The organism is Bacillus salipaludis (assembly GCF_030938565.1).
Taxonomy (GTDB): domain Bacteria; phylum Bacillota; class Bacilli; order Bacillales; family Cytobacillaceae; genus Neobacillus; species Neobacillus salipaludis_A.
In genome coordinates this window covers 4,401,603-4,422,510 of the sequence record NZ_JAVGVR010000001.1, presented here as the reverse complement: position 1 = coordinate 4,422,510, position 20,908 = coordinate 4,401,603, and the positions used below count along the sequence as shown (strand labels likewise).

The following is a 20,908-nucleotide window of genomic DNA, read 5'->3' as shown; positions in this document are numbered from 1 at the left end:
CCTTAAAAACTTGGCACGAAGGCAAAAACTCTGACGGTGATATACAAACTGATATGCGTGGGTTGGGTACCACATTTCACTCCATCCGTCACGGAGCTGCCTCGGACTAAAGGCGCACGTTCAGTTCTAGACCTAGTGCATAGTTCAACATGAGGGTTCTCCTTCACGGGAATTTGCCTTCGAGCCAAATCTTCAATTTCCAACCAAAAAGTTATTACTTCATAAGAAAACTCCATTAATTTATTACTTTCAATCTACTTAAGCAATATTCAATCTACTTACTTGTTTATCTTCAATACAACAAGCGATAGCCCAGATAAAGCCAAGTAATTCTCTAGCAACGGCAACAACAGCTACTTTTCCACCTTTTCCTTTAGCAGAGATTCGATGATATTTCATATGAAGACGGTGTTGAGCTTTCCAAGCTATACGTTTTGCCTCTGGATCTTGACCTTCTTGACGTTTTAGCAATTCACCTTTAACAGATGGGCGATGACGATAAGACCAACAAACTTCTACTATGGAACGTCGAATTTGTGAGTTTCCTGTTTTCGTAATCGAACCTTGCCAACGACTTGATCCACTAGAGTATTCTTTAGGAACAAGTCCAGCATAGGACATCAATTGTCTTGGGTTAGAAAAACGAGAAAACTGTCCAATTTCAGCTACCAAGGTAACGGCAGTTACTTCCGCAACTCCTCTTAATGTTTGGAGTGCTTGAATAACGGGGGCGTGTTCACTTTGAAGTGCTTCTTCATGGATTTGATCTTCAATTCGTTTCATACGATCTTCTACTTCATTGATTGTATGAAGATACTCTTGAAAAACAATACGTTGTGCAGCTCTTTTAAATGTTAAGCGTTTTAACCATTCACGATGTTTTACAGACCAATTTCGAACTCCTTGCGGAGGACGTATATCATGGCGAAGTAAAAAGTGAATAAGTCTCTGACGAGAACTTTGTAAATCTTCACGAGCATCATGACGAGCACGAATTAAGTCTCTCAATGCTTCATGATCTTCATCTGGAACCCATACAGAAGTAAGCTCTCCCGCACGTAGTAACTGAGCTAATCTAATAGAATCTCTTTTATCTGTTTTCACGCGATCGCCAGATCGCTTTGGGATAAGAGAGGGTGCCACAACCAAACATTCAATTTCCATTGAAAGAAGTAAACGATAAATTCCATATCCAGTTGAACCAGCTTCATAACATACTAATAGGTTGTCAGGATTTCCTAACTTTTTCATTAGTTTGCGAATGTCTTCTGGCTTATTTTGGATAGTTCCATGAAATCTTGGTTCACCACGACCTGGATCAGCAATAGCAACAGCAATTGTATCTTTAGATACGTCTAAACCAACAAATTTTTGTACATCCTTCATATTAAACGGCTCCTTTTCGTGTGTAGCTCTACACTTGGTTTATTTTTGGGTAGTAACATTATGACCAAGTGCAACCTACGTTAAGCGATGGGAGCCGTTTCGTTCATTATGACTAAATGGCAGGATAGTTCAAGAAGAATTGACACAAAAGGTCGTCAATGAAGCGATTTTCTTTTGTCAAATTTTAGAATAAGGGATTTCCAGTTGGAATATTATGTTAAAGTTAAAGATCAGAGCAGTTTTTAGGGTATTGATAGTGAGAGTAATTGGGGAAATGATTATCTTCGAGAAAAGTCCTATGATTCATTAAAACTAAAACAGTTTAAATTATAATTCTTAAGGGGTGTTTATTAATAGTTATAAATAGAAATAAAAATGAGAGTTTAATTGGAATCGTTCTGTTCATTGTAGAGATAGAGATTTACGAACTCACTGGTCTAGCGGCCGAGGTAACCTCATGAGAGTAATGAAAAAGCTACCAATTTCACATTTGCTGAAGAAGCGTAGATTTTGGGGTTATGGTGCCGCTATAGCGGTAATGCCTTATCTGTTAATCAAAATCGCCTGGACTTTCGGTCTCTTCATGCCGACCGAACAAATGGGTGAACCAAGTTGGCGCACTGCAAACGCAGTAACAATGGTTCTAGCTGCAGTTGGTATCCTGTTAGCATTGGCCTTTAGCATGACATGGGGTGAGCGACTGCCCGCCTGGTTGGTTGCCTTGCCCGTATGGGTAGGTACTGGTTTACTTATACCTATGCTGTTGCTGGCACCTGTGCTTGGTCCTGCTGCTATGATACGCGATCAGCAGGCAGGAGCTGCCAACGTTTGGGTATATGAGCAGATTTTCGTAATGGTCTCACTGGTTGGAGTAAGCATCTGCCTACCTTTCGCCTTAGTTGAATACGCTAAAGCGCGTTGGCCAGAGGCATTTGCTGATTCAATCGACATTGAATTACTCCCGGGCAACAGCCAGAAACTGCAAATCACCTTAGCTAGGCTTGTCGCGGCTGGCTGTATCCTGCTTGGATTTATTAAGCTATTCTGGGCGGTTGGTGGAACTATTGGTATCAACCCAGCTATGTTGGATAAACGCGATTTATGGTGGCATCTATTGTCGTTGAGTACCGGTGTGTGGGCCTTCGCGGGGGCGTGGGGTTTATTGGTACTGACCACCCGCCGCAGGTCGAAGAGGTTCTTCCCTCCTATGGCAGCAGCATGGATCTCGTCGGGAATGCTGTTCTCTTATAACCTCTTTAACCGCTTGTCCGCCACTCGCCCCGATGCACAACCAACTATAGAGTACCCGTTTGCATATGTACTAGCCACCGAGTTAGGTAGCATATTGGGAGTGATGATGGGAATAATTATCTTGATGGTACTGCACGACCGCCAGAGAGCAATGCGGAGTTCTAGAATGAATTAATGTTCCTAATATTGAATTATATTTATAAAAAGAAAATAAATTAAATGAAAAGGCCCCCAATTTGGTGGCCTTAATACCCTTGTTCAACTATCGGGTGCAAGAGTTAAAGATGGGCATAGTGCGGCGAATTTTTTGCTTGTCGTACTAAAGACGCAGGTTAATGAGGTGAAATTACGCCATTAATATCGCTATCGACTCAAAAAGCTAAAAAAATAAGACTAGGATTGTAAACCAGTCTCAAGTAATAAGTCATATATATCTCTTTCCACAATTTCCTCTAACAACATTTTTAAAAAAGAATCATTTAATTTATGTTCATAAGCCGTTAAATATATATCAATTAGCTCTTCATTAGATAGTGTTTTAAATCGCATTACTATCTCCTTGTTATTCATCCTAGAATAATTTTGTGCATATTTATAGAGAATTTTTGTAAGTCTTTATAAAATCCAAGGTGACTTTTTTATTGAGTTATAAGTAACCGCATTTTACTTTTTATAAAACTAATATCTTTTCATTTATAACCCGTACATAACGTACTAAATATGAATTTATCATAAAAAGCTCTTGGTCATCCTCTAGAACGTTTTTTTACAACTCCTGAATCCACCAACTTTTTTTATAGTCTAATGGTTTGCTAACAAAACTTTTTCATTTGTTCCTAACTTAATGGTAGATTCAGTAGGGATCCATAAACCGGTATTTTCATTTCTACCTTGAAGTACATATTTAGGGTTATTTTTCCCCATTCGTGAGGCAGCCAATTTTGAAAGTTCTCCAATTTTGCTGCCGCTTACGCGATTAATAATCAAGCTAAGCTTTGTATCCTTAAACTCGGTCAACATTTCATAATCGGTATTGCTGTCGCCTGCAACAAAGATAGGGCCACATCCTCCTTTATTACTGGCAATTTCATTTATAATCGTTTTTGTTTTTCCTTGACCAGCAGTAATCGGATAATTTTCTTCATAAACAGGCTTGATGTTTCCGGATTCTTTCTTTAATCTCATGCCAAATACGTTTTCTTCCGGAAGGTTATAACCATATTTAGGATTGGATGCGAATACTTCCACTACTTCTTCCATTGAAGCGGATACAACATAAACATCAATTCCATTATTCTGAAACGTGTGCATTAAATTTGAAATTTCAGGTGCCAATCGTAAACCCGTTATATGGGAAATGCTTACTACGCCAGCATCGCCGTGCAACTGTTGCGGACTTGTCAGTTTCTCTTTCGATATGCCTGCACCTAAGTTGAAATCATTAGAATCTTCTGCCAACTGTTTAACTTCTCCAACGGACATGTTTGAAAACAAGTAAAGAACCCATGGATAACTAATGTCAGTACTATACGTATCGCCAATTGCCTCATAAAGGAAATATAGTTTCACCTTAAAATCATGAAAATAATCTGTGGTGCGAATCTCATCGAGAGATTGATCGCCTATTAATACCTTGTAATGTCGATAAAGATAGTCATAATCCCGTTTTAGATCATTTGTAATCGCTTCTAGCGTTACCAATTCCCCGTTATTGTTTTTATAGGCGTTTGAAAATGGTCCATCTGGAATCTTCGTTTTTATGACTGTGTAAAACTCTTCTGGAGTCAGATTAAATTTCATTTGATCAATTTGATAGAAGAAAAGGGCTTCTTCTGTATCATTCATAATGCTCGTATTATCCCAGTCAAATATGGCGTAGGGTTTCTTTTCTGACTTATACCTAGAGCTTTTGGCACCATACTTGTTGATCAAATCTTGTATGGCTTCATATGTATTCGGAGCCCATTTCCCTTGATCCAACATCTGGATAGATGAAAGATTTTCTTTTTTTTCAAACTTTTTATCTTGATCCTCAACCTTTGATTTTTCAGATGTCGCTGAAAACCCTGTTGTCAGAAGCAAGCTGCTGATGACGATACTTCCCACGATGCCTTTCAGTTTTTTTCTTTGCATGAACATTTCCTGTTTCCTCCTTTTAAAGCAAAAAAAGCGCCTTTAACAACAGTCTATTAGACTGCTGCTAAGGCGCCTTTGCCCAGTAATTATTTTATACCTCTAAGATACCATAAATGTGCGAAATTTCAAATATTTAAACTAGTCAGTTTTTTAACTATTCACCATTATTCATAAAATGAATCCCCACAACAGCCAAAAATATTTACACCTCGTCCTTGTGGGTTTATACAAAATGGCGTTTGGGAAAAAGATGTATTCGAGTTTAAAAAGTAATATATTAATTTGATATTTCCACTCAACTAACGGATGCAGGAGTTCAATAAGGTGTTGCTGCCGCAGCATCTTTTTTGCTTATTGAGCTACTGGCAGTTAATTCAATAAAAAGACAAATTTAACGCAGATTATAAATGGTATAGAATTCGTAGTCCATCTCTTATTTTTTACTAGCCTGGGTAAAAAGGAGTAACTTTATGACATTTAAAAAATATATGATTGCTGCATTTATTGCTGCAATTCTTTCTATTGTTATTCGTTCCATACTTCGTGCCAATGGTATCCATAATTTTCTTAACCAAAACTCAACTGGTCAAATATTGTTATATTTGGTCATTTTGCATTGTGTTATTTATTCTATAAGGGACGGACTGATAAATAAGAATTATATAAATGAATTTTCAAGAGATTGTGAAGCATTGTACTTAAACTATCGGGTGCAAGAGTTAAAGAAGATGGAGATCGATGCGACGATCTTTTTATTTGGGTACAAAAGGGTAAGATTGTTTAAATAAAGAAGGAGTTTAAAAGGTGTATATTGAATGTAAATATTAGGGAATTTTAAAAAGGGGGGGTTTTTGGAATGGAATTAACTCATACACGTTTGCTTGTAGATAATTATAAAGACTGTTTTTTATTTTACAGAGATGTTTTAGGGTTTCAAGTTTCTTGGGGAGATGAAAATTCTCGGTATGCTGATTTTAAATTTAATAGTGGTGCTACTTTAGGACTTTTTGAACGTAAACTAATGGCTGAAGCCGTCGGTGTAGAATACTCTGCTGTTATTGAGAGGGTTGATAGAACGGCTTTGATTTTTCAAGTAAGTAGCGTTGAAGAAAAATATCAAGAATTAAAAGATAGAGTAGAGTTTATTACTAAGCCAACTGAACAAAAGGGTTGGGGAATTAAGGTCGCTCATTTTAGAGATCCTGATGGTTCACTTATAGAAATTTATGAAAATATTTAAGCTATCGGAGGCTTTCCTTAAAGACCAGGCTGCAAAAGGCAGCCTTTTTGTGCGACGGGCAGTCGCATGGAGTGTTGATCTAGTCGACACTCTTCTTTTCATTATCTGACAGAGACGTCATCTCGGTGAAACGACTGGTTGATGATGATGATACTGAATCCCAGATGGTGAAAGTCCATCTCCGAGGAGACTGACCTAGCTCGGGAAGCTTAATCTAGGGCAATACCGTGAGGTATTGTCTGAAGGAGATGCGGTAAGTCGAGAGACCCGTAGGCAACTAGATAGACCCTAATGCAATAAGTGTGAAGCACGGCGGCGGGATAAGTTGGCGACTCTTCGAAAAGTGAGGAAGCCCGCTAAAGGGGCATTTTCTTTAGAAGTCAGAGCGAGAAAATGTGACTTATAACGTGGTGGTGCAGGGTATGTCTAGAAGGGAAATGCGATAACCCCGTGAGGTCTCCACCTCACCAAACAGGCAGGGTTCTAGTCTATAAGGGTAATCCGAAATGACGAGGAACGGGTGGAGAAGTCAGACGTTCTCATAGTACGGAAGTAATTCGATGACCATAACATCGAGTGAACGGAAGGGGAACGACCTATGGCTCCAAGCCATTAACTAGGTGTAATGTAAACAATCATGTTACTGCGGTAAAACCGTTTGAATGTACATCAAGGAAAGGCGTGGAATACGCAATGAATCAAGAGTGGAAGTTTAAATTACACAGTGTATATGGGCAGATATTGTTTGACCGAAAATTAACCCAAAGCTTCGAACAAGTTAAAGCAAACAAAGGGGCAGGAGGAATCGACGGAGAAACAATTGAAAGTTATGATGCCAAATTACAAGAAAACATCATGGAACTTCTAAACAAATTGAGAGCAAAGACTTACCAAGCTCAACCAGTCAGAAGAGTATACATACCAAAGAAGAATGGAAAGAAACGTCCTTTAGGTATTCCAACTATCGGGGACCGCATAGTTCAACAAAGTATTGTAAATGTACTACAGCCAAAATTTGAAGATTTGTTGTTTCATAACTGGTCGGTTGGATACAGACCGAATCGAGGGGTACAAAGGGCCCTGCAAATAATCCTCTGGAATATTGAACAAGGATATAACCATATTTACGATTGTGATATAAAAGGTTTCTTTGACAATATACCCCATAATAAACTGATTGGGGTTTTAAAGAAATATGTGTCAGACCGTACGGTCCTGAGTTTGGTTGAACAATGGTTAAAGGCTGGGCACATGGAAGAGGGGAAACTTATCCATTCTGACTATGGCACACCTCAAGGCGGCGTCATCTCACCACTACTTGCAAATGTATACCTTAATGAACTTGACTGGGAGTGGGACTTGAATGGTATTCGATTTGTCAGATATGCAGATGATTTCTTGTTATTTGCTAAATCAAACGAAGAAATCAAGAAGGCGGCTACCTTAACTAAGAATAAGTTAGCTGAGTTGGGACTGGAAATCTCTAAAGAGAAGACCAGAGTTGTCAACTTTGATAAGGACGACTTTGACTTTTTAGGGTTCACATTCCATCATTGGACAAAGAGAAGGAAAGATAATAAACCCTTCTTTAATGTTACACCAAAGGAAGAATCCATCAGGGATTTTCGATTGAAAATCAAGGAAAAGACTAGGAAATCCCTAACTCTTAGCAAAGAAGAATGGATAAATCGGGTAAATCCTATTATTAGAGGTAAGGTAAATTACTATGTGACTATTATCAAAGCGGTAAAAGCAAACGAAGAATACGGACAAAAGAGTCACTGTAGAACTCGATGGATAAGGAAAATTCTTGAGCGAATTGATGGATATATAAGAAAAAGACTGCGTGTTGCGTTAATCCATAAGCACCCAACCCAAAGAAAAGGTATGAGAATGAATACCCTTTGGAATAACGAATTCTTTTTAAAGATTAAACTAATCCCATCCTATTGGCTTTATCTAAATAAAGCCTACGGATACACTATAGAACAATACCTAAGCGATATGAGTAAATCTGCAAAAAGAAGATTCCAATACAAAGTCAAAAGAGCAAAAGAAAAAGGTGAGGAATATTTTACCCCTCATCGCTTACAAAAGATGCAAAATGCCTGGAATGCATCCTCTTGATAAACATTGTAACATTTGGTAAGCCGTATGCCTTAATAGGGCACGTACGGTTTGATAAGGGGGAAGCCTCGAGAGAGGTTTCCCTACTTTCTCTTATTCGACTTAACGGGGCAGTTTAGTGGAATAAGGACAATATAGATTTAGAACAGGTATTTTCTTAGATGAAATTGATAGCATTTAATATATTTGTGTAGAAAATTAAAGGCAAAAAGCTTGGGGAGTTTCCCAAGCTTTTTGTGCGGAGATTTCTCCTTATTCCAGTTATGTTCATGACCAACATGAAACATATCAGGGAGTTCCTCTTAATAGTAAGGTACCATCATTAAGTAAACGATAACGCCGGTTATACTTACATACAGCCAGATGGGCATTGCCCACCGGACAATTTTTTTGTGTTTTGTAATTTGCATCGTCCATCCCCATACAAGAGCAAAAAGCGCAATCGGCACGATGATGGCAGCTAAAAAGCTGTGTGTAATGAGAATAATGAAATAAATCGTTCTAATGGCACCATGCCCCCCATATCTTGCTGTTTCAGGAGATATATAATGGAAGGTCAGGTATGAAATTAAAAATAAAAAAGTGGAAGAAAAAGCTGCCAGAATTAAGCCTTTATGCACATTTACATTTTTTTTCATAATTGCAATGAAAGCAGCGACTAAAAAAATGAATGTAAAGCTGTTAAAGATGGCATTCAGCCGGGGTAAAATATTTACATCCCAGGTTACTTTTCCTTTATAACCTATGTTCGTAAAGAACAGCGCCAGAATTATAATATTGGCAATGACGGAAGTGGAAATAATTAGCACAGCAAAGTTTTTATTGCTTTTCTGATTGTACTGTTGATTATTCGTTTGTGTCATGGGAATCAATACCTCATTATTTTTTTGTATGTAAAAAACCTATATGAATTGCTTATTCATATGTGCATTATAGTATATTAATAAATCACTGTCATTTCTAAGAGGAAAAAGTCGCTGGATCCAATCATCAGGCACAACTGCCAAAAATGAATTTGAGAAAAGAGCTTTAGTTACAGGAAACGGGTAAAATTAAGATTGTGAAGAATTGTACTTAAACTATAGGGTGCTTGAGTTTAAGATCTGAGCTGTCATCGTGGCAGCTCTTTCTTGTTGAACTAAAGGGGCAGTATAGTTGAACAAGGATTTTGGTACTCGTTCGGAGAAATTTAATTATTATGTTTTCTGGGGATGTGTTTAGGAATGGAAGAGAGTTTTGTCGCAGGATCATTTAGTTTCATTATTCGTGGTGTAGATTTAGTCCCTGATGAAATAACAAAGAAGTTAAACCTTAAACCTTCAAGCGTTAAAAGAAAAGGTGAATTACTTACCAAATAGATAAAAATGAAGGATTCTTATTGGAGCTATCAGATGAAATTTAAAAATAACGAGGAATTAAATCAAGTGTTAGGGGAATTTTTAGACACACTATTGCCTTATAAGGCTTTTATCAGTGAAATCGCTGAAATTTATGATGCCTATATATATTTTGGTCTAAGCTCAAATTTAGGACAATTGGGGTTTGAATTACATCCCGAGACTCTACAAGCATTAGCTGACTTAAATATTAGATTTGAAGTCCATATTATTTCGTATGGAGAAGTTGAAAATTAATAAATTCCATTTTTTCTTCTACAACTATCGGGTGCAAGAGTTAATGATTGGGTTGCTTCGGCAGCCTTTTTCTTGTTCCACTAACGGGGCAGGTTACTTGAAGAAGGACTTTTAAATTTGAATATAGAAATAGTAAAAAATAACAGAAATGGCTTATTTGTAATGAGGTGGTACGATGGGAATTTATATCAGCATTTATTCAATCAAGCATATTGGTACTGAAAAATACGCAAAAAATTTCTTTGATTTAATGGACCAAAGTGGATTAAATATTGAAAAAATAGGATTATTCGAACCAGTAAAAAAATCATTTTCAATGGAAGATGCTATTGGTATGTGGACGACAGAAGAACCTGGAATATATGATTTCGAAACTAACAAAATGATTGGCAAATCAGGCGGAATGCTTGGAAAGAGTAAGGGATATTGGTGTCAAACTCATTGGTGGTTGCACCCGACTGAACTAAGTCTGAACTATCTAACCATTTATTTGAATAAAAAAGTATTTAATCAAATAAAGAATGATATATTGCCATTGTTTGAAGGGTTAGTGGACTGTTTCGAAGCTATTCTTAAATAACGGAAATTCTCTTTATGACATTCCTTGGCAAAAATTAAAAGGATTTAATAATAATGGGATTATATCTCAATTGACTGAAGACCCCTTCGACCGAACAATAGCGGATTTGGAAAAAAAGGTACAAAAACGATTGGGTGTCAGTAAATTTAATGCAACTGCCAAAGATTATCCAAAAATACTAATACAATAATTGTTCTTCAACTAAACCAGCTAATAGTTTGTCAACATTTTTCAATAAAAGCTTAAAATTTTTTATGTTATACTAAAAATGCGCATGCCAAACAACCCTCCTAGATTCGACTTTTGGAAGGTTTTGTATTGTTTGGTTTTATTTATAAATTAAGCGATATCTTGGAAAGTAGTGTTGGTTTTTAAAAGTGCGTAAATCCAGTGTAAGAGCTTATTGGCACAAGCGATTACAGCTACTTTATAAAGTTTTCCTTCTTCGCGTTTCTTATCATAGAACTCTCTTAACCTCTTGTTGCGTGGAATGATTTCTTTGGTTGTTTTCTTTTTACGACAATCACGAATAGCGCATTTTACAGCCAAATATAAGGCACGCCTTAGCCTACTTGATCCTCTTTTTGTTATTCTGTTTACGGTTCCTTTGAACCTTCCAGACTCAAAGATACTGGGATCAATTCCGGCAAAGGCTACAAGTTTTTTAGGGTGATTAAACCGATCAATCTCACCGATTTCGGAAATAATCATTGCCGCGATTTTTTCTCCGATACCAGGGATTGATTGGATAATCTTATATTCTATAAGTTCTTTTGCTAAAGCATCTATCTCAGCCTGAAACGTAGATAGGTGTTTTTGGTATTCTAAAAGCATATTAATATACATTTTTAGGGTTAAAATATGGCTTTTATATAAAGTCCTCTGAAAAGGATTCCTAGCTGCCGCATCTATAAGTTCCTTTGCCTTAGTATTTGCCCATTTGTGAGAGCGACTTTTACAGTGCTCTTTGATTCTAGCTGTTATCATTTCTTCTCCTTCTTCTAAGACATCGTTAGATGTAGGATAATCTAATAAAGTTAGTAAAGAAACAACAGAATATAAATCCCCAAAAACACCTACATATTCAGGGAAAACCTGATCAAGAACTGCTTGAAATTGTAGTTTGGCTTGTACATATATTCCTGTTATGTTTTCGTGTTGTCTTGTAAGATTACGAAGGTTTAAGAGATGTATTCCACGTTTTTTATAGGGCTCTAAATCCTCTTTATAGTACAACTTACAGAGATGATTAGCATCGATTTTATCTGTCTTTACTTTCCGTAAACTTGAGCTCTTGGCTCGATAGGAGACAAGAGGATTTATAATTATTAATAAATAATCTCTGTCCTAAAAATACTGAACAACGGGTGTATGATAATGCCCTGTAGCTTCAAGAACAATTGGAGGTTTAACCCCTGTTAAGTTCTCAATTTCTCTAAGAAATTGATGTAAAGTATCTAATCCCTCAAGTTTATGTGAAACTTTAAAACTACTTTTGTATGGTTTTTTCTTATCCAAGAAAGCTTGAACCTGACTTTCACCTTTTGCTATATCCAGACCAACGACTGGATTCATCGATAAATCTCCTCCTCCTATAATTAAATCACCGGTACCCCTAATTCCTTCTTGCAGTATCATAGCTTCGCTTGTTATACGAGATCTATGTCCCAACCAGCCAAATCATGTTTAAGCAAGTAGGGGGCGAACGGTTTACTTGACGGGTTCTAAGTCCCACGGGTGCTTACGTTCTACCCCGGCTACCGTTATAATAAAACCAAATAAAAATTGGTCAACCAGAAATATCTGGCTGACCTTATAATACGAAAGGGTGCTTTAATAAAAAAATATTCTAAAGCTGTAAATGGAGAATAACGATGGAAATTGGTAAAGAGATTTTTTCGGATAGCAAAAATCATAAGGCTGTTATTTTTAAAAAAAGTAAGATTTTTGAAATCCGTTTTTTTAAATGCTTTCCTGAGTGTATTGATGAAGAAGGCGATACTTGGGAAGAGTTTTGGCAAGAAATAACCCAAACTACGACAATAACTGATACAGTACAGATTGCAATTAAACTTGCCAAAGAGGAACTAGGCTTATTGAAGTAACGGGTGCAAGAGTTGTAGATCAAGCTGTCATTGTGGCAGCTTTTTCTTATTGCACTAAAGGGGCAGTTTAGTTGAACAATCGCCATTAGCTTTTTTTCAACAATCGGGCCATTATGTGGAGTAAAAGTCGAAAGGGACTGGACAATTATGGTAAAATATAAGAATATAGGAGCCCCCAAAAATACCTTTAATGTGAGGTGTGATAATGAATTTATTAACCAGTTTCTGTATAGCTGCCGTCTTCTTAATTATTTCTTATTTAATTTGGAAAAAGAAAATGCTTTTTCTTATTATCGGATATAGTGACAATAATTTTTTTGGCGATAAGGACAAATTGGCAAAAAGAGTCGGTATCATTACTGCTATAATTGGTGTCTTATCTCTATTTTTTCCTATTTTGATAACGATATTTGGTTCTTTTGTAATATATGTTTATGTAGGTGTTGTAGTTTTTTTAGCTGTTTTAGGCTCCCTTTTTCATACCCTTCCTTATTTTCAGATTAAGTGATAAGAAGATTCTTTTTCCAGAAAAGGGCGCATTTCTAGAATAAGAAATGCGCTCTTCTTAATGAATTGGGCCATTTAGTTCAAGAAGGAATTTTATTTACAAAGTGTTATCTGTATATTAGAATGTAATGCATTAAATCTTGGAGGAAAAAAATGGGTGAAATTGCTTTAATTATTATAGATGTACAAAAAGCATTTGATGATAAAAAATGGGGAGAACGAAATAATCTAAACGCAGAAAAAAATATTAGCAATATATTAAAGTTTTGGAGAGAAAAAAATTGGAGAGTTATTTACATACAGCATATGTCTGATACCCCTTCTTCGGTTTTTTACCCTAAGAATGAGGGATTTGAATTTAAAGAAATGGTTAAACCTATTAATGGAGAAGTAATTATAACTAAGAAAGTAAATAGTAGTTTTATTGGTACTAATTTAGAAGAGTATTTAAGAGAAAATCAAATATCAACAGTAGTTATAACTGGTTTAACTACACCTCATTGTGTATCTACAACCACTCGAATGAGCGGAAATTTAGGTTTCAAAACTTACCTGATTTCAGATGCAACTGCAGCCTTTGGTATGAAGGACCAAAATAACACTTATTATAATGCTGAAACTATCCATAATGTATCTTTAGCTACATTACATAATGAATTTGCTACGGTACTTACAACAGAGAAATTAATTAATAAATTTAGTAACTAAACGTCTTAAACGAGGGCATTACTTCAATAATGGGGAATGCCGTTTTCTTATTCAAGTAAAGGGCAGAATTGTTGAAGAGTTAATTCCAAATGGTTGTCGAATTTAGTATTATTAAGAATTAAATTTCTAAAGGGGAAAAAGCATGAAAATAGGTCAATTAGAAGTTTTTAATCTTCATAAATTAATCCAAGACAAAACTGAATATACAAATTTTATCGTAAGTGAAGTTAATGATCACGCACTTAGAATAGCCGTTATAAATGGGGAATTTCATTGGCATAAGCACGAGGATTGTGATGAATTATTTTATGTATTAGAAGGTGAACTATTTATAGACTTAGAAAACAATGAAACAGTATCATTAAAACCAGGTGAAATATTTACTGTTCCTGCTAATACAATGCATCGAACTAGTTCAAATGAACGAACAGTTAACTTATGTTTTGAAAAGTCCAGTACTAATATTAACGGATAGCTAACTGCAAATACTACGTATTTATTTCATTAACGGGTCAAGAGCAAAAAATCAGCTGCCATTTTTTCGATGCTTTTTTATTGAAGTCAATACAGAAGTTATAAAGTGTACTGATGGTGCAAATATTTTAATTCCCTTATTCAACAATCGGGCGCTTTTCTTTAGTAAGAAGGCGTCTTTTTTATATGCTCTTACACAAAACATTGTGAAGATTTTCACTTAAACTATAGGGTGCAAGAGTTAAATAAGATTGGGCTGCTGCGGTAGCCTTTTTTGCTTGTTCCACTAACGGGCAGGATAGTTGAAGAAGCAACCTTGTTTTTTGTTAAAATAAAATCAATAAATATGTTCGTTAGAGGGGAATGCTTTAATGGATATAAACGAACGCAAGGAAAAGATTAAGTTACTTCAAATGAAGAGTAAAAGAAATAATATAATTAAAGATATGAAAACTAAAGAAATTCATTTAAATCTTGATTCATTTATTGAACCTCAATATTCCTATGATTTACTTAGAAAATTATTTAACAAAATAGATAACCTTGGTGAAAATAAAGAGGAATCTAAGTTTGAACATAGCACCTATAAAGCTGTAAATCAGCTAAGAATACTATGTAAGAAAATTCCTAAACAGCTTCAAGAGAACCAAGTTATTTTGTTTCATTTAAATTATCTTGATACAGGTGCAATTATTTTAAGTTTAGAAGACATCTTTAGAGATATTAATTGGATAGTTAATTTTAGTGGATATTCAAATGGTGAATTTGATTTTGTCGTTGTTGAACCGACATTTAATTTTGGAATTTGTATTGAAGGGTTTGAATATTGGGATATCCTTACTATATGGGGTTTGTTCAAATAATGGTGGCAAAAGTTGTAAAAGGAGTTGCTTTGGCGACAACTCCTTTCTTATTGAACAAACGGGGCAGGTTACTTAAAGAAGGATTATTTTACTGAGACGGTACTGGTGCGAACTTATTTGTTTTTTTACCTGACGGTTAGATAGTCGTTGATGATAAAATTGATGAAACAAAAAGTATTGGGGATATTTTAATGAGTGTATCAGAAGAAAACAAAATACTTGCACAAACAGCTGTTAAAGCATTTGAAGGAAAGCCTAATGTTTTTAAATATTATGATGATAACCATAAGAGTTCAGTCGATATTCTTTCTTGTGAAGACAAAAATTTTGAAAGTATCTTATCTTATTCTACGCTTGGTTTATCCGATTTTTCTATTGGCTACGAGGGAAACAGGTTACCTTTAAGGGTTGAATTGGTGGGGGCAAGTGATTTTGAATGCTTCCCCAATATTTTAGCAACTTGTGCATTCAATATTATTAATTCTAAATTTGAATGTTCATTTGGAACGATTTTTAAGAACGTAATTGATATGTATCTGCCTGATAGTCCTATGAAACATATTTTATTTTTATCTCCTTTTCTTTGGGAAGATACGTTGAAAACAATAAAGTTCAAGAAAAAACAAGTGGCTTGGTTAATGGCAATTCCAATTTCGGAAGAAGAAAAACAATTTGCGGATAATAACGGGATGAAGGCTTTAGAACAGCTATTTGAAGAATATCAAATAAATGTATTTGATTTGGAAAGGACTTCAGTAATATAAATCTTATTGTGCTTATGATAAAGATGGGGATGACTGTTGACGGTCCCTTTTCTTATTCGACTAACGGGGCAGTTTACTTCAAGAAGGTTTCGCCATTTTTTATTAAACAATCTTTTCAGATTAGCATAGAAGGAAAACACTTCATATATGGAGAAGTAATTATAAATGGCTGCATTGGCAGCCTTTTTTGTATTTTTCAGAGAAAAGTCTTGTATTAAAATAAAAAATTATTATAAGTTAAACCATTTTGTATAAATAAAAAACAGTCTAATAAAAGCATATAATGACAGGTTTTATTTACATTTAATTATTATTATTTAACTAAGGAGGAGCTATATGGAGTGGATTGAATCTTTACAAAAGGCAATAGATTTTATGGAAGAACACTTATTAGAGGAGATTTCAATTGGAGATATAGCAAAGGAGGCCAAAGCATCTGTTTTTCATTTTCAACGAACTTTTACGATTTTAACTGATATTTCAGTTGGTGAATATTTACGACGAAGACGTTTAACCTTAGCTGCACAGGAACTTTCTAATACAAATAACAAAATCATTGATATTGCCTTCAAATATGGCTATGAAACTCCTGAAGCATTTTCAAAAGCATTTCGCAGGCAGCACGGGATAACACCCAGAGAAGCACGGTCTAATAAAGGAATCCTTAATTCTTATAACCGCCTGGTAATCCAGGTGAGTCTGAAAGGGGCAGAGCCGATGAAGTATAAAATTGTGGAAAGAGAAAGTTTTCAGGTAGTGGGTGTAAAAAAAGAGTTTTCTACCTTGAATGATGACAACATAAAAGGAATACCTAAAATGTGGGGTGAAGTCCATAAAGACGGAACAAATGAATTATTATTTAAGATAAACAACGGAAAAATAGAGGGTATCCTTGGTGTGTGTGTTACTAAAAAGGAGTACCAAGGTGACCAATTAATTGATTATTGGATAGCTACGGAATACGTAGGTGAAACACCTGACGGTTTAGAAATCCTTGACATTCCATCTTCCAAGTGGGCAGTTTTTGAGGTCCACGGGCCAATGCCAGATGCTATGCCTAGAGTCTGGAAGCAGATTTATCAAGAGTGGTTTCCATCTAATGCGTATGAGCACGCTGGAACCCCTGAATTAGAAGTGTATTCAGATGAAGACCCTTCAAGTGAGGACTTATATTCTGAGATATGGATTCCTTTAAAGCAAAGGTAAATTAAATGTCCAATAATAGGTGAATAATAAAGGGTTGCCAAGGCACCTTTCTTGTAAAATTCGCGGTAAATACTGAGTAGATTCAGGTATGGAAAGTTACGAAGAATCAACGGATTTAAAGCGAGAAGATAAGTGTTTGTGAAGTATTTCACTTAAACTATAGGGTGCAAGAGTTAAAGATTGGGATGGCTGAGGCGATCCTTTTTTCTTGTGGCACTAAAAGGGCAGGGAGTTGAAGAAGGAAATAACTACTTTATATTGAAATTATCCCTTAAATTAAAAAGTTAATTAAAGATATACCCCTCACTAATGAAGGGTATATCTTATTTATCTTGTGCAAGTTCTTTTCTATTGGGAGCAAGTGGTGGCTGTTCTAACCACTTGTTTTTCACCATAATATCGAACCAGTTTTTTGTCAATGCTAATGTTTTTAGAATTGATTTTTCATAAACTACAGCTAGGTCTGTTCGCATGGCTGATGCTAGACCTGTCCCGTAATATACTTGTGCAGTTTGAGCCAAGAAACCCATATGATACAACATTAATTTATCTGAAAAAGGAGAGTCTTTTGACGTTGTAACCTCTGATTCCCACGACATTGGTATTGGCAAATTATCCTTGTGCATAATTTTTGACAGGGCTTGTATGTTTTCATCTGCCTTTTTTTCTAATTCCTCAAAAAACTTTCTTATTTCTTCCGATTCAGTGACTTGACTGAATCCGATTGAAAGAGTTTTTGCCATAATGCTCTTTTTAATGTTAAGAGAAATACTGATTATTTCTGTAGCAGATAATACTCTCCCTTTTCCGAAGAATCCATCAGTAAAATCTTTGGTAGATATAAATTCAGGGCTTTCGTTAGGATAAAAATAGGGGTCTCTTTGGAATTTTCCTTTTTTAAGCAATAACTCAATGGTTAAATCGTACATACTTTTTGCATCATTATCACATGAATTGTAAAATTCCCGTAGGTCCTTTCTGACAGAAACACTAAAAGCAGTTGTATGACCCAACAAACCATGTATAGTCATAATATGTAAATAATTTAAGCAGAATGTGTCAGAAAACAATCTCTTTGCACCTTTATTAAGGTCGGACTCAGTAAATCCAATAGGAACTGGAAATCCCTCTTTCTCAATGAAGGAAACAAGATTCTTCTTTTGCTTTTCCCATGTCTCAATGGCAATTTCAAAAACTTTTTTTATTGATTCGTCTTCCAAAATAGAAATCATATACCTATTTACTATCTCGGTCATAGTTCCGTTAACATACTCCCCCCATAGTGTTCCTATTTCGGAAGATGTAAGTTTTAAATTATCATTTTCCATTTGTTCTCACCTCTTCCGTATTTTTTACTGACACAGAAATAGATATGCGTTTCCTTGAACTTAAACCTTTTAGATGATAATAGTTGAGAAGTTTCTTGTTGAACTAACGGGTGCAAGAGTTGAAGATCTGCTGCCATTTTTGGTGGCTTTTTCTTTTTCAGCTAACGGAGCAGTTTAGTGAAAGAAGGAAGTGGGCAATCTCTGCGGTGAATGGTATCAAAATATATCCTCAGCATGCAAAGGGGATTATTTACCATAGGCTAAAGTCACGGCAATTTCTTTATGTTTTTGGACCCTCTTGCTATAATAAATACTACAGTTGTAAAAGTAGGAGGGCTATCATGAAAGATATTCCACAAATATCAGAAGCAGAATATGAAGTGATGAAGGTTATATGGAACTTTGAGCCAATTTCGACTCCTGAGGTAGTGGAGAAATTATCGAATAAGAGTGATTGGAAGCCAAATACCATCCACACCATGCTGGCGCGCCTAGTTAAGAAAAGGGCTTTACACGCAAGAAAAGATGGCCGAGTGTTTATTTATTCTTCACTGGTTGAAAAGCACGAATATGTTGAGCAAAAAAGTAAATCCTTTCTGCAGCAGTTTTTCGGCGGCACGTTAAATTCAATGATATTAAATTTTATTGAAAATGATAAGTTATCTAATGAAGATATTTCGGAATTAAAGAAAATATTATCCATGAGAGACAAGAAAGGGGAAAAATAATGGATACCATGTTGCTGCGGATTTTAGTTAGTACAATCGTGGTATCCCTCCTTATTGTCATCATTCTGTTAATCAAAAAGCTATTAAACAATCATATGACGGTGAAAGCACATTATCATATTTGGTATTTTCTTTGCATTCCAATCCTTGCTACCTTTATACCTTGGAATTATTTTCGCCTTGGAGAAGGAACGCGCTATTTTAAAAGCTTACTTTTTTTTCATAGAGACGCGCCATCGAAGAGTGAAAGAATTAATGGAGTGGATGCCTCTCAGGCGCCAAACAGCGATTTATTACATGATTTCACGGTATCGGTAAACAAGTCAACGCCCGATTTCGTCTACCATACATTTTTTACAGTTTGGGTCATTGGAGTGGTTCTTTTTGTTGGGACTGCTGTTTATTCAAACTATCAAATCTATCAGATGAAAAAGTCAGCTGCGGCTGTTCATAACCAAAAGTTAAATGAACTATTAGAAGCGTGCAAAGAGTTGGTTGGGGTGAAAAGAAACATAAGGCTGCAGGAGACCTCTCTTATTACCTCGCCTATCACGGTGGGGATTTTTCAACCCTATATTTTTTTACCAAGCAAAACGGGAGAAGCATTCTCGTTAAATGAATTAAAGTACGTGTTTTTGCACGAGCTGCACCATCATAAAAGCAAGGATCTGTTCGTGAATTACGTCATGTGGTTGTTTCGTATTATTTATTGGTTTAACCCGTTCGTTTGGTATGCCTTAAAAAGGATTCGATTCGATCGGGAATTAGCCTGTGATGCTTCCGTTTTAGATCTCTTGGATGAGATCGGATATATCGAATATGGGCATACCATCATTCGGTTTGCAGATAAAAAATATGATCGTACCCTTGAACATTTTGCTCCAGGTATAGGTGGCACAAAAAAACAAATCACACAAAGAATCCAGTGCATTGCAAGCTTCTCTAGTGATTCTCTATTATTGAAATGGAAAAGCAAGGTCATCTTCGCTGTTTTAGGAATTGTTGTGCTATTGCTTGCTCCAATCACTACCGTTATTGCCAGCCCAGATAATGTGTATCGATTTAGCGGCAATAATACGGTCTATGAAAATCTAAGCTCCTATTTTAAGGGCTACAAGGGAAGCTTTGTTTTATATGATCCCTCTAAAAACCAATATCAAATTTATAATCGAGAGATGAGTAAACAGAGGATTTCTCCTGATAGTACCTATAAAATATATTCTGCCTTATTTGCATTGGAATCCAATGTGATTTCCGCGAATAACAATGAACAGGTTTGGGACGGGAAAATTTATCCCTATTCAGAATGGAATCAAAATCAAAATTTAGCGACTGCCTTAAGCCGTTCAGTTAATTGGTATTTCCAAAATACCGATCGGGAGGTAGGGAGAAAGCAGCTGCAAGATTATTTTCACAAAATAAAATACGGGAATGAGGATCTTTCAGGGAATTTGGATAGTTACTGGATGGAATCTTCCTTAAAAATATCACCCATTGAACAAGTCCAATTATTATCCCAATTAGTAGAAAATCAATGGGATTTTAAAGCGGAAAATATCAAAGCGGTAAAAAAGGCAATTTTAATCGATGTCCAAAAGAATGGACGGTTGTATGGTAAAACGGGAACCGGCATGATTAATGGAAAGAATGTAAATGGCTGGTTTGTTGGCTTTGTCGATAAAGGTGATGAAAGTTTTTATTTTGCCATTAATATTCAAAATATGAATGGACAGGCTCTAGGAAGCAAGGCAGCGGAGATTGCCAAGCAGATCCTGCATCATAAAAAGATATATTAATAATTAACCCCAGAAAGGATTACCCCACCTTTTTGGGACTTTTTTGGACCAAATACTACGATTGTAATATTTTAA

19 protein-coding genes and 2 pseudogenes are annotated in these 20,908 nt (G+C 35.8%); 15 read left to right on the top strand and 6 right to left on the bottom strand.

Annotated features, from left to right (window positions below; genetic code table 11):
• Positions 1–258: 258 nt before the first annotated feature.
• Positions 259–1,386: an IS110 family RNA-guided transposase gene (locus RCG21_RS21845; protein WP_133340743.1), complete on the bottom strand. Its 1,128-nt coding sequence runs from the start codon at positions 1,384–1,386 to the stop codon at positions 259–261.
• A gap of 457 nt (positions 1,387–1,843) precedes the next feature.
• Between RCG21_RS21845 and RCG21_RS21840 the strand changes: the two genes are divergently transcribed.
• Positions 1,844–2,812 (top strand): hypothetical protein, encoded by a 969-nt coding sequence (locus RCG21_RS21840; protein ID WP_133340629.1) that lies wholly within the window; start codon positions 1,844–1,846, stop codon positions 2,810–2,812.
• 218 nt (positions 2,813–3,030) lie between these two features.
• Here the strand turns inward: RCG21_RS21840 and sda are convergent, their stop codons facing one another.
• Together sda and RCG21_RS21830 are read right to left on the bottom strand one after the other, a co-directional pair.
• A complete protein-coding gene (gene sda, locus RCG21_RS21835) occupies positions 3,031–3,186 on the bottom strand; it encodes a sporulation histidine kinase inhibitor Sda (protein WP_133340631.1) in 156 nt (51 codons plus the stop codon).
• 252 nt (positions 3,187–3,438) lie between these two features.
• Positions 3,439–4,776 (bottom strand): HAD family hydrolase, encoded by a 1,338-nt coding sequence (locus RCG21_RS21830; protein ID WP_308913772.1) that lies wholly within the window; start codon positions 4,774–4,776, stop codon positions 3,439–3,441.
• A 467-nt stretch (positions 4,777–5,243) separates the two neighbouring features.
• Here RCG21_RS21830 and RCG21_RS21825 point away from each other — a divergent pair, with 467 nt between their 5' ends.
• From RCG21_RS21825 to ltrA, 3 genes are all read left to right on the top strand, one after another.
• On the top strand, positions 5,244–5,561 hold the full coding sequence (locus RCG21_RS21825; RefSeq protein ID WP_308913771.1) for a hypothetical protein: 318 nt from the start codon (positions 5,244–5,246) through the stop codon (positions 5,559–5,561).
• Between the two features lie 68 nt (positions 5,562–5,629).
• Positions 5,630–6,013 (top strand): VOC family protein, encoded by a 384-nt coding sequence (locus RCG21_RS21820; protein WP_133340635.1) that lies wholly within the window; start codon positions 5,630–5,632, stop codon positions 6,011–6,013.
• Positions 6,014–6,706: 693 nt separating this feature from the next.
• Positions 6,707–8,140 (top strand): group II intron reverse transcriptase/maturase, encoded by a 1,434-nt coding sequence (gene ltrA, locus RCG21_RS21815; RefSeq protein ID WP_133340727.1) that lies wholly within the window; start codon positions 6,707–6,709, stop codon positions 8,138–8,140.
• 302 nt (positions 8,141–8,442) lie between these two features.
• Here the strand turns inward: ltrA and RCG21_RS21810 are convergent, their stop codons facing one another.
• Positions 8,443–9,003: a DUF420 domain-containing protein gene (locus RCG21_RS21810; RefSeq protein ID WP_308913770.1), complete on the bottom strand. Its 561-nt coding sequence runs from the start codon at positions 9,001–9,003 to the stop codon at positions 8,443–8,445.
• Between the two features lie 348 nt (positions 9,004–9,351).
• Here RCG21_RS21810 and RCG21_RS33780 point away from each other — a divergent pair.
• A pseudogene (locus tag RCG21_RS33780) lies at positions 9,352–9,774 on the top strand (DUF4279 domain-containing protein).
• A 175-nt stretch (positions 9,775–9,949) separates the two neighbouring features.
• Positions 9,950–10,354 carry a hypothetical protein gene (locus tag RCG21_RS21795; RefSeq protein WP_308913767.1) on the top strand — a complete coding sequence of 135 codons (405 nt, stop codon included), beginning with the start codon at positions 9,950–9,952 and terminating at the stop codon, positions 10,352–10,354.
• Positions 10,355–10,693: 339 nt separating this feature from the next.
• Here the strand turns inward: RCG21_RS21795 and RCG21_RS21790 are convergent.
• Positions 10,694–11,929: pseudogene (locus RCG21_RS21790) on the bottom strand (IS110 family RNA-guided transposase).
• Positions 11,930–12,228: 299 nt separating this feature from the next.
• Here RCG21_RS21790 and RCG21_RS21785 point away from each other — a divergent pair.
• The 7 genes from RCG21_RS21785 (at position 12,229) to RCG21_RS21755 (ending at position 16,981) form a co-directional block, all read left to right on the top strand.
• Positions 12,229–12,459 carry a hypothetical protein gene (locus RCG21_RS21785; RefSeq protein WP_308913766.1) on the top strand — a complete coding sequence of 77 codons (231 nt, stop codon included), beginning with the start codon at positions 12,229–12,231 and terminating at the stop codon, positions 12,457–12,459.
• 205 nt (positions 12,460–12,664) lie between these two features.
• Positions 12,665–12,967: a DUF3784 domain-containing protein gene (locus RCG21_RS21780; RefSeq protein WP_133339811.1), complete on the top strand. Its 303-nt coding sequence runs from the start codon at positions 12,665–12,667 to the stop codon at positions 12,965–12,967.
• A gap of 152 nt (positions 12,968–13,119) precedes the next feature.
• Positions 13,120–13,674, top strand: a complete 555-nt coding sequence (locus tag RCG21_RS21775) for a cysteine hydrolase family protein (protein ID WP_133339809.1) — start codon at positions 13,120–13,122, stop codon at positions 13,672–13,674.
• A gap of 142 nt (positions 13,675–13,816) precedes the next feature.
• Positions 13,817–14,149, top strand: a complete 333-nt coding sequence (locus RCG21_RS21770) for a cupin domain-containing protein (protein WP_133339807.1) — start codon at positions 13,817–13,819, stop codon at positions 14,147–14,149.
• A 370-nt stretch (positions 14,150–14,519) separates the two neighbouring features.
• Entirely contained in the window at positions 14,520–15,011 is a 492-nt protein-coding gene (locus RCG21_RS21765; RefSeq protein WP_133339805.1) for a YxiF family protein, read from the top strand.
• Between the two features lie 191 nt (positions 15,012–15,202).
• Positions 15,203–15,775, top strand: coding sequence for a suppressor of fused domain protein (locus tag RCG21_RS21760; protein ID WP_133339804.1), 573 nt, complete (start codon positions 15,203–15,205; stop codon positions 15,773–15,775).
• A gap of 336 nt (positions 15,776–16,111) precedes the next feature.
• On the top strand, positions 16,112–16,981 hold the full coding sequence (locus RCG21_RS21755) for an AraC family transcriptional regulator (protein WP_133339802.1): 870 nt from the start codon (positions 16,112–16,114) through the stop codon (positions 16,979–16,981).
• Positions 16,982–17,304: 323 nt separating this feature from the next.
• Here the strand turns inward: RCG21_RS21755 and RCG21_RS21750 are convergent, their stop codons facing one another.
• A complete protein-coding gene (locus RCG21_RS21750; RefSeq protein WP_133339800.1) occupies positions 17,305–18,309 on the bottom strand; it encodes a DUF3231 family protein in 1,005 nt (334 codons plus the stop codon).
• Between the two features lie 341 nt (positions 18,310–18,650).
• Between RCG21_RS21750 and RCG21_RS21745 the strand changes: the two genes are divergently transcribed.
• Together RCG21_RS21745 and RCG21_RS21740 are read left to right on the top strand one after the other, a co-directional pair.
• Positions 18,651–19,037 carry a BlaI/MecI/CopY family transcriptional regulator gene (locus RCG21_RS21745; protein WP_133339798.1) on the top strand — a complete coding sequence of 129 codons (387 nt, stop codon included), beginning with the start codon at positions 18,651–18,653 and terminating at the stop codon, positions 19,035–19,037.
• Positions 19,037–20,833, top strand: a complete 1,797-nt coding sequence (locus RCG21_RS21740) for a BlaR1 family beta-lactam sensor/signal transducer (protein WP_133339796.1) — start codon at positions 19,037–19,039, stop codon at positions 20,831–20,833. The genes RCG21_RS21745 and RCG21_RS21740 overlap by 1 nt, the downstream gene beginning before the upstream one ends.
• The last annotated feature ends 75 nt before the right edge of the window (positions 20,834–20,908 follow it).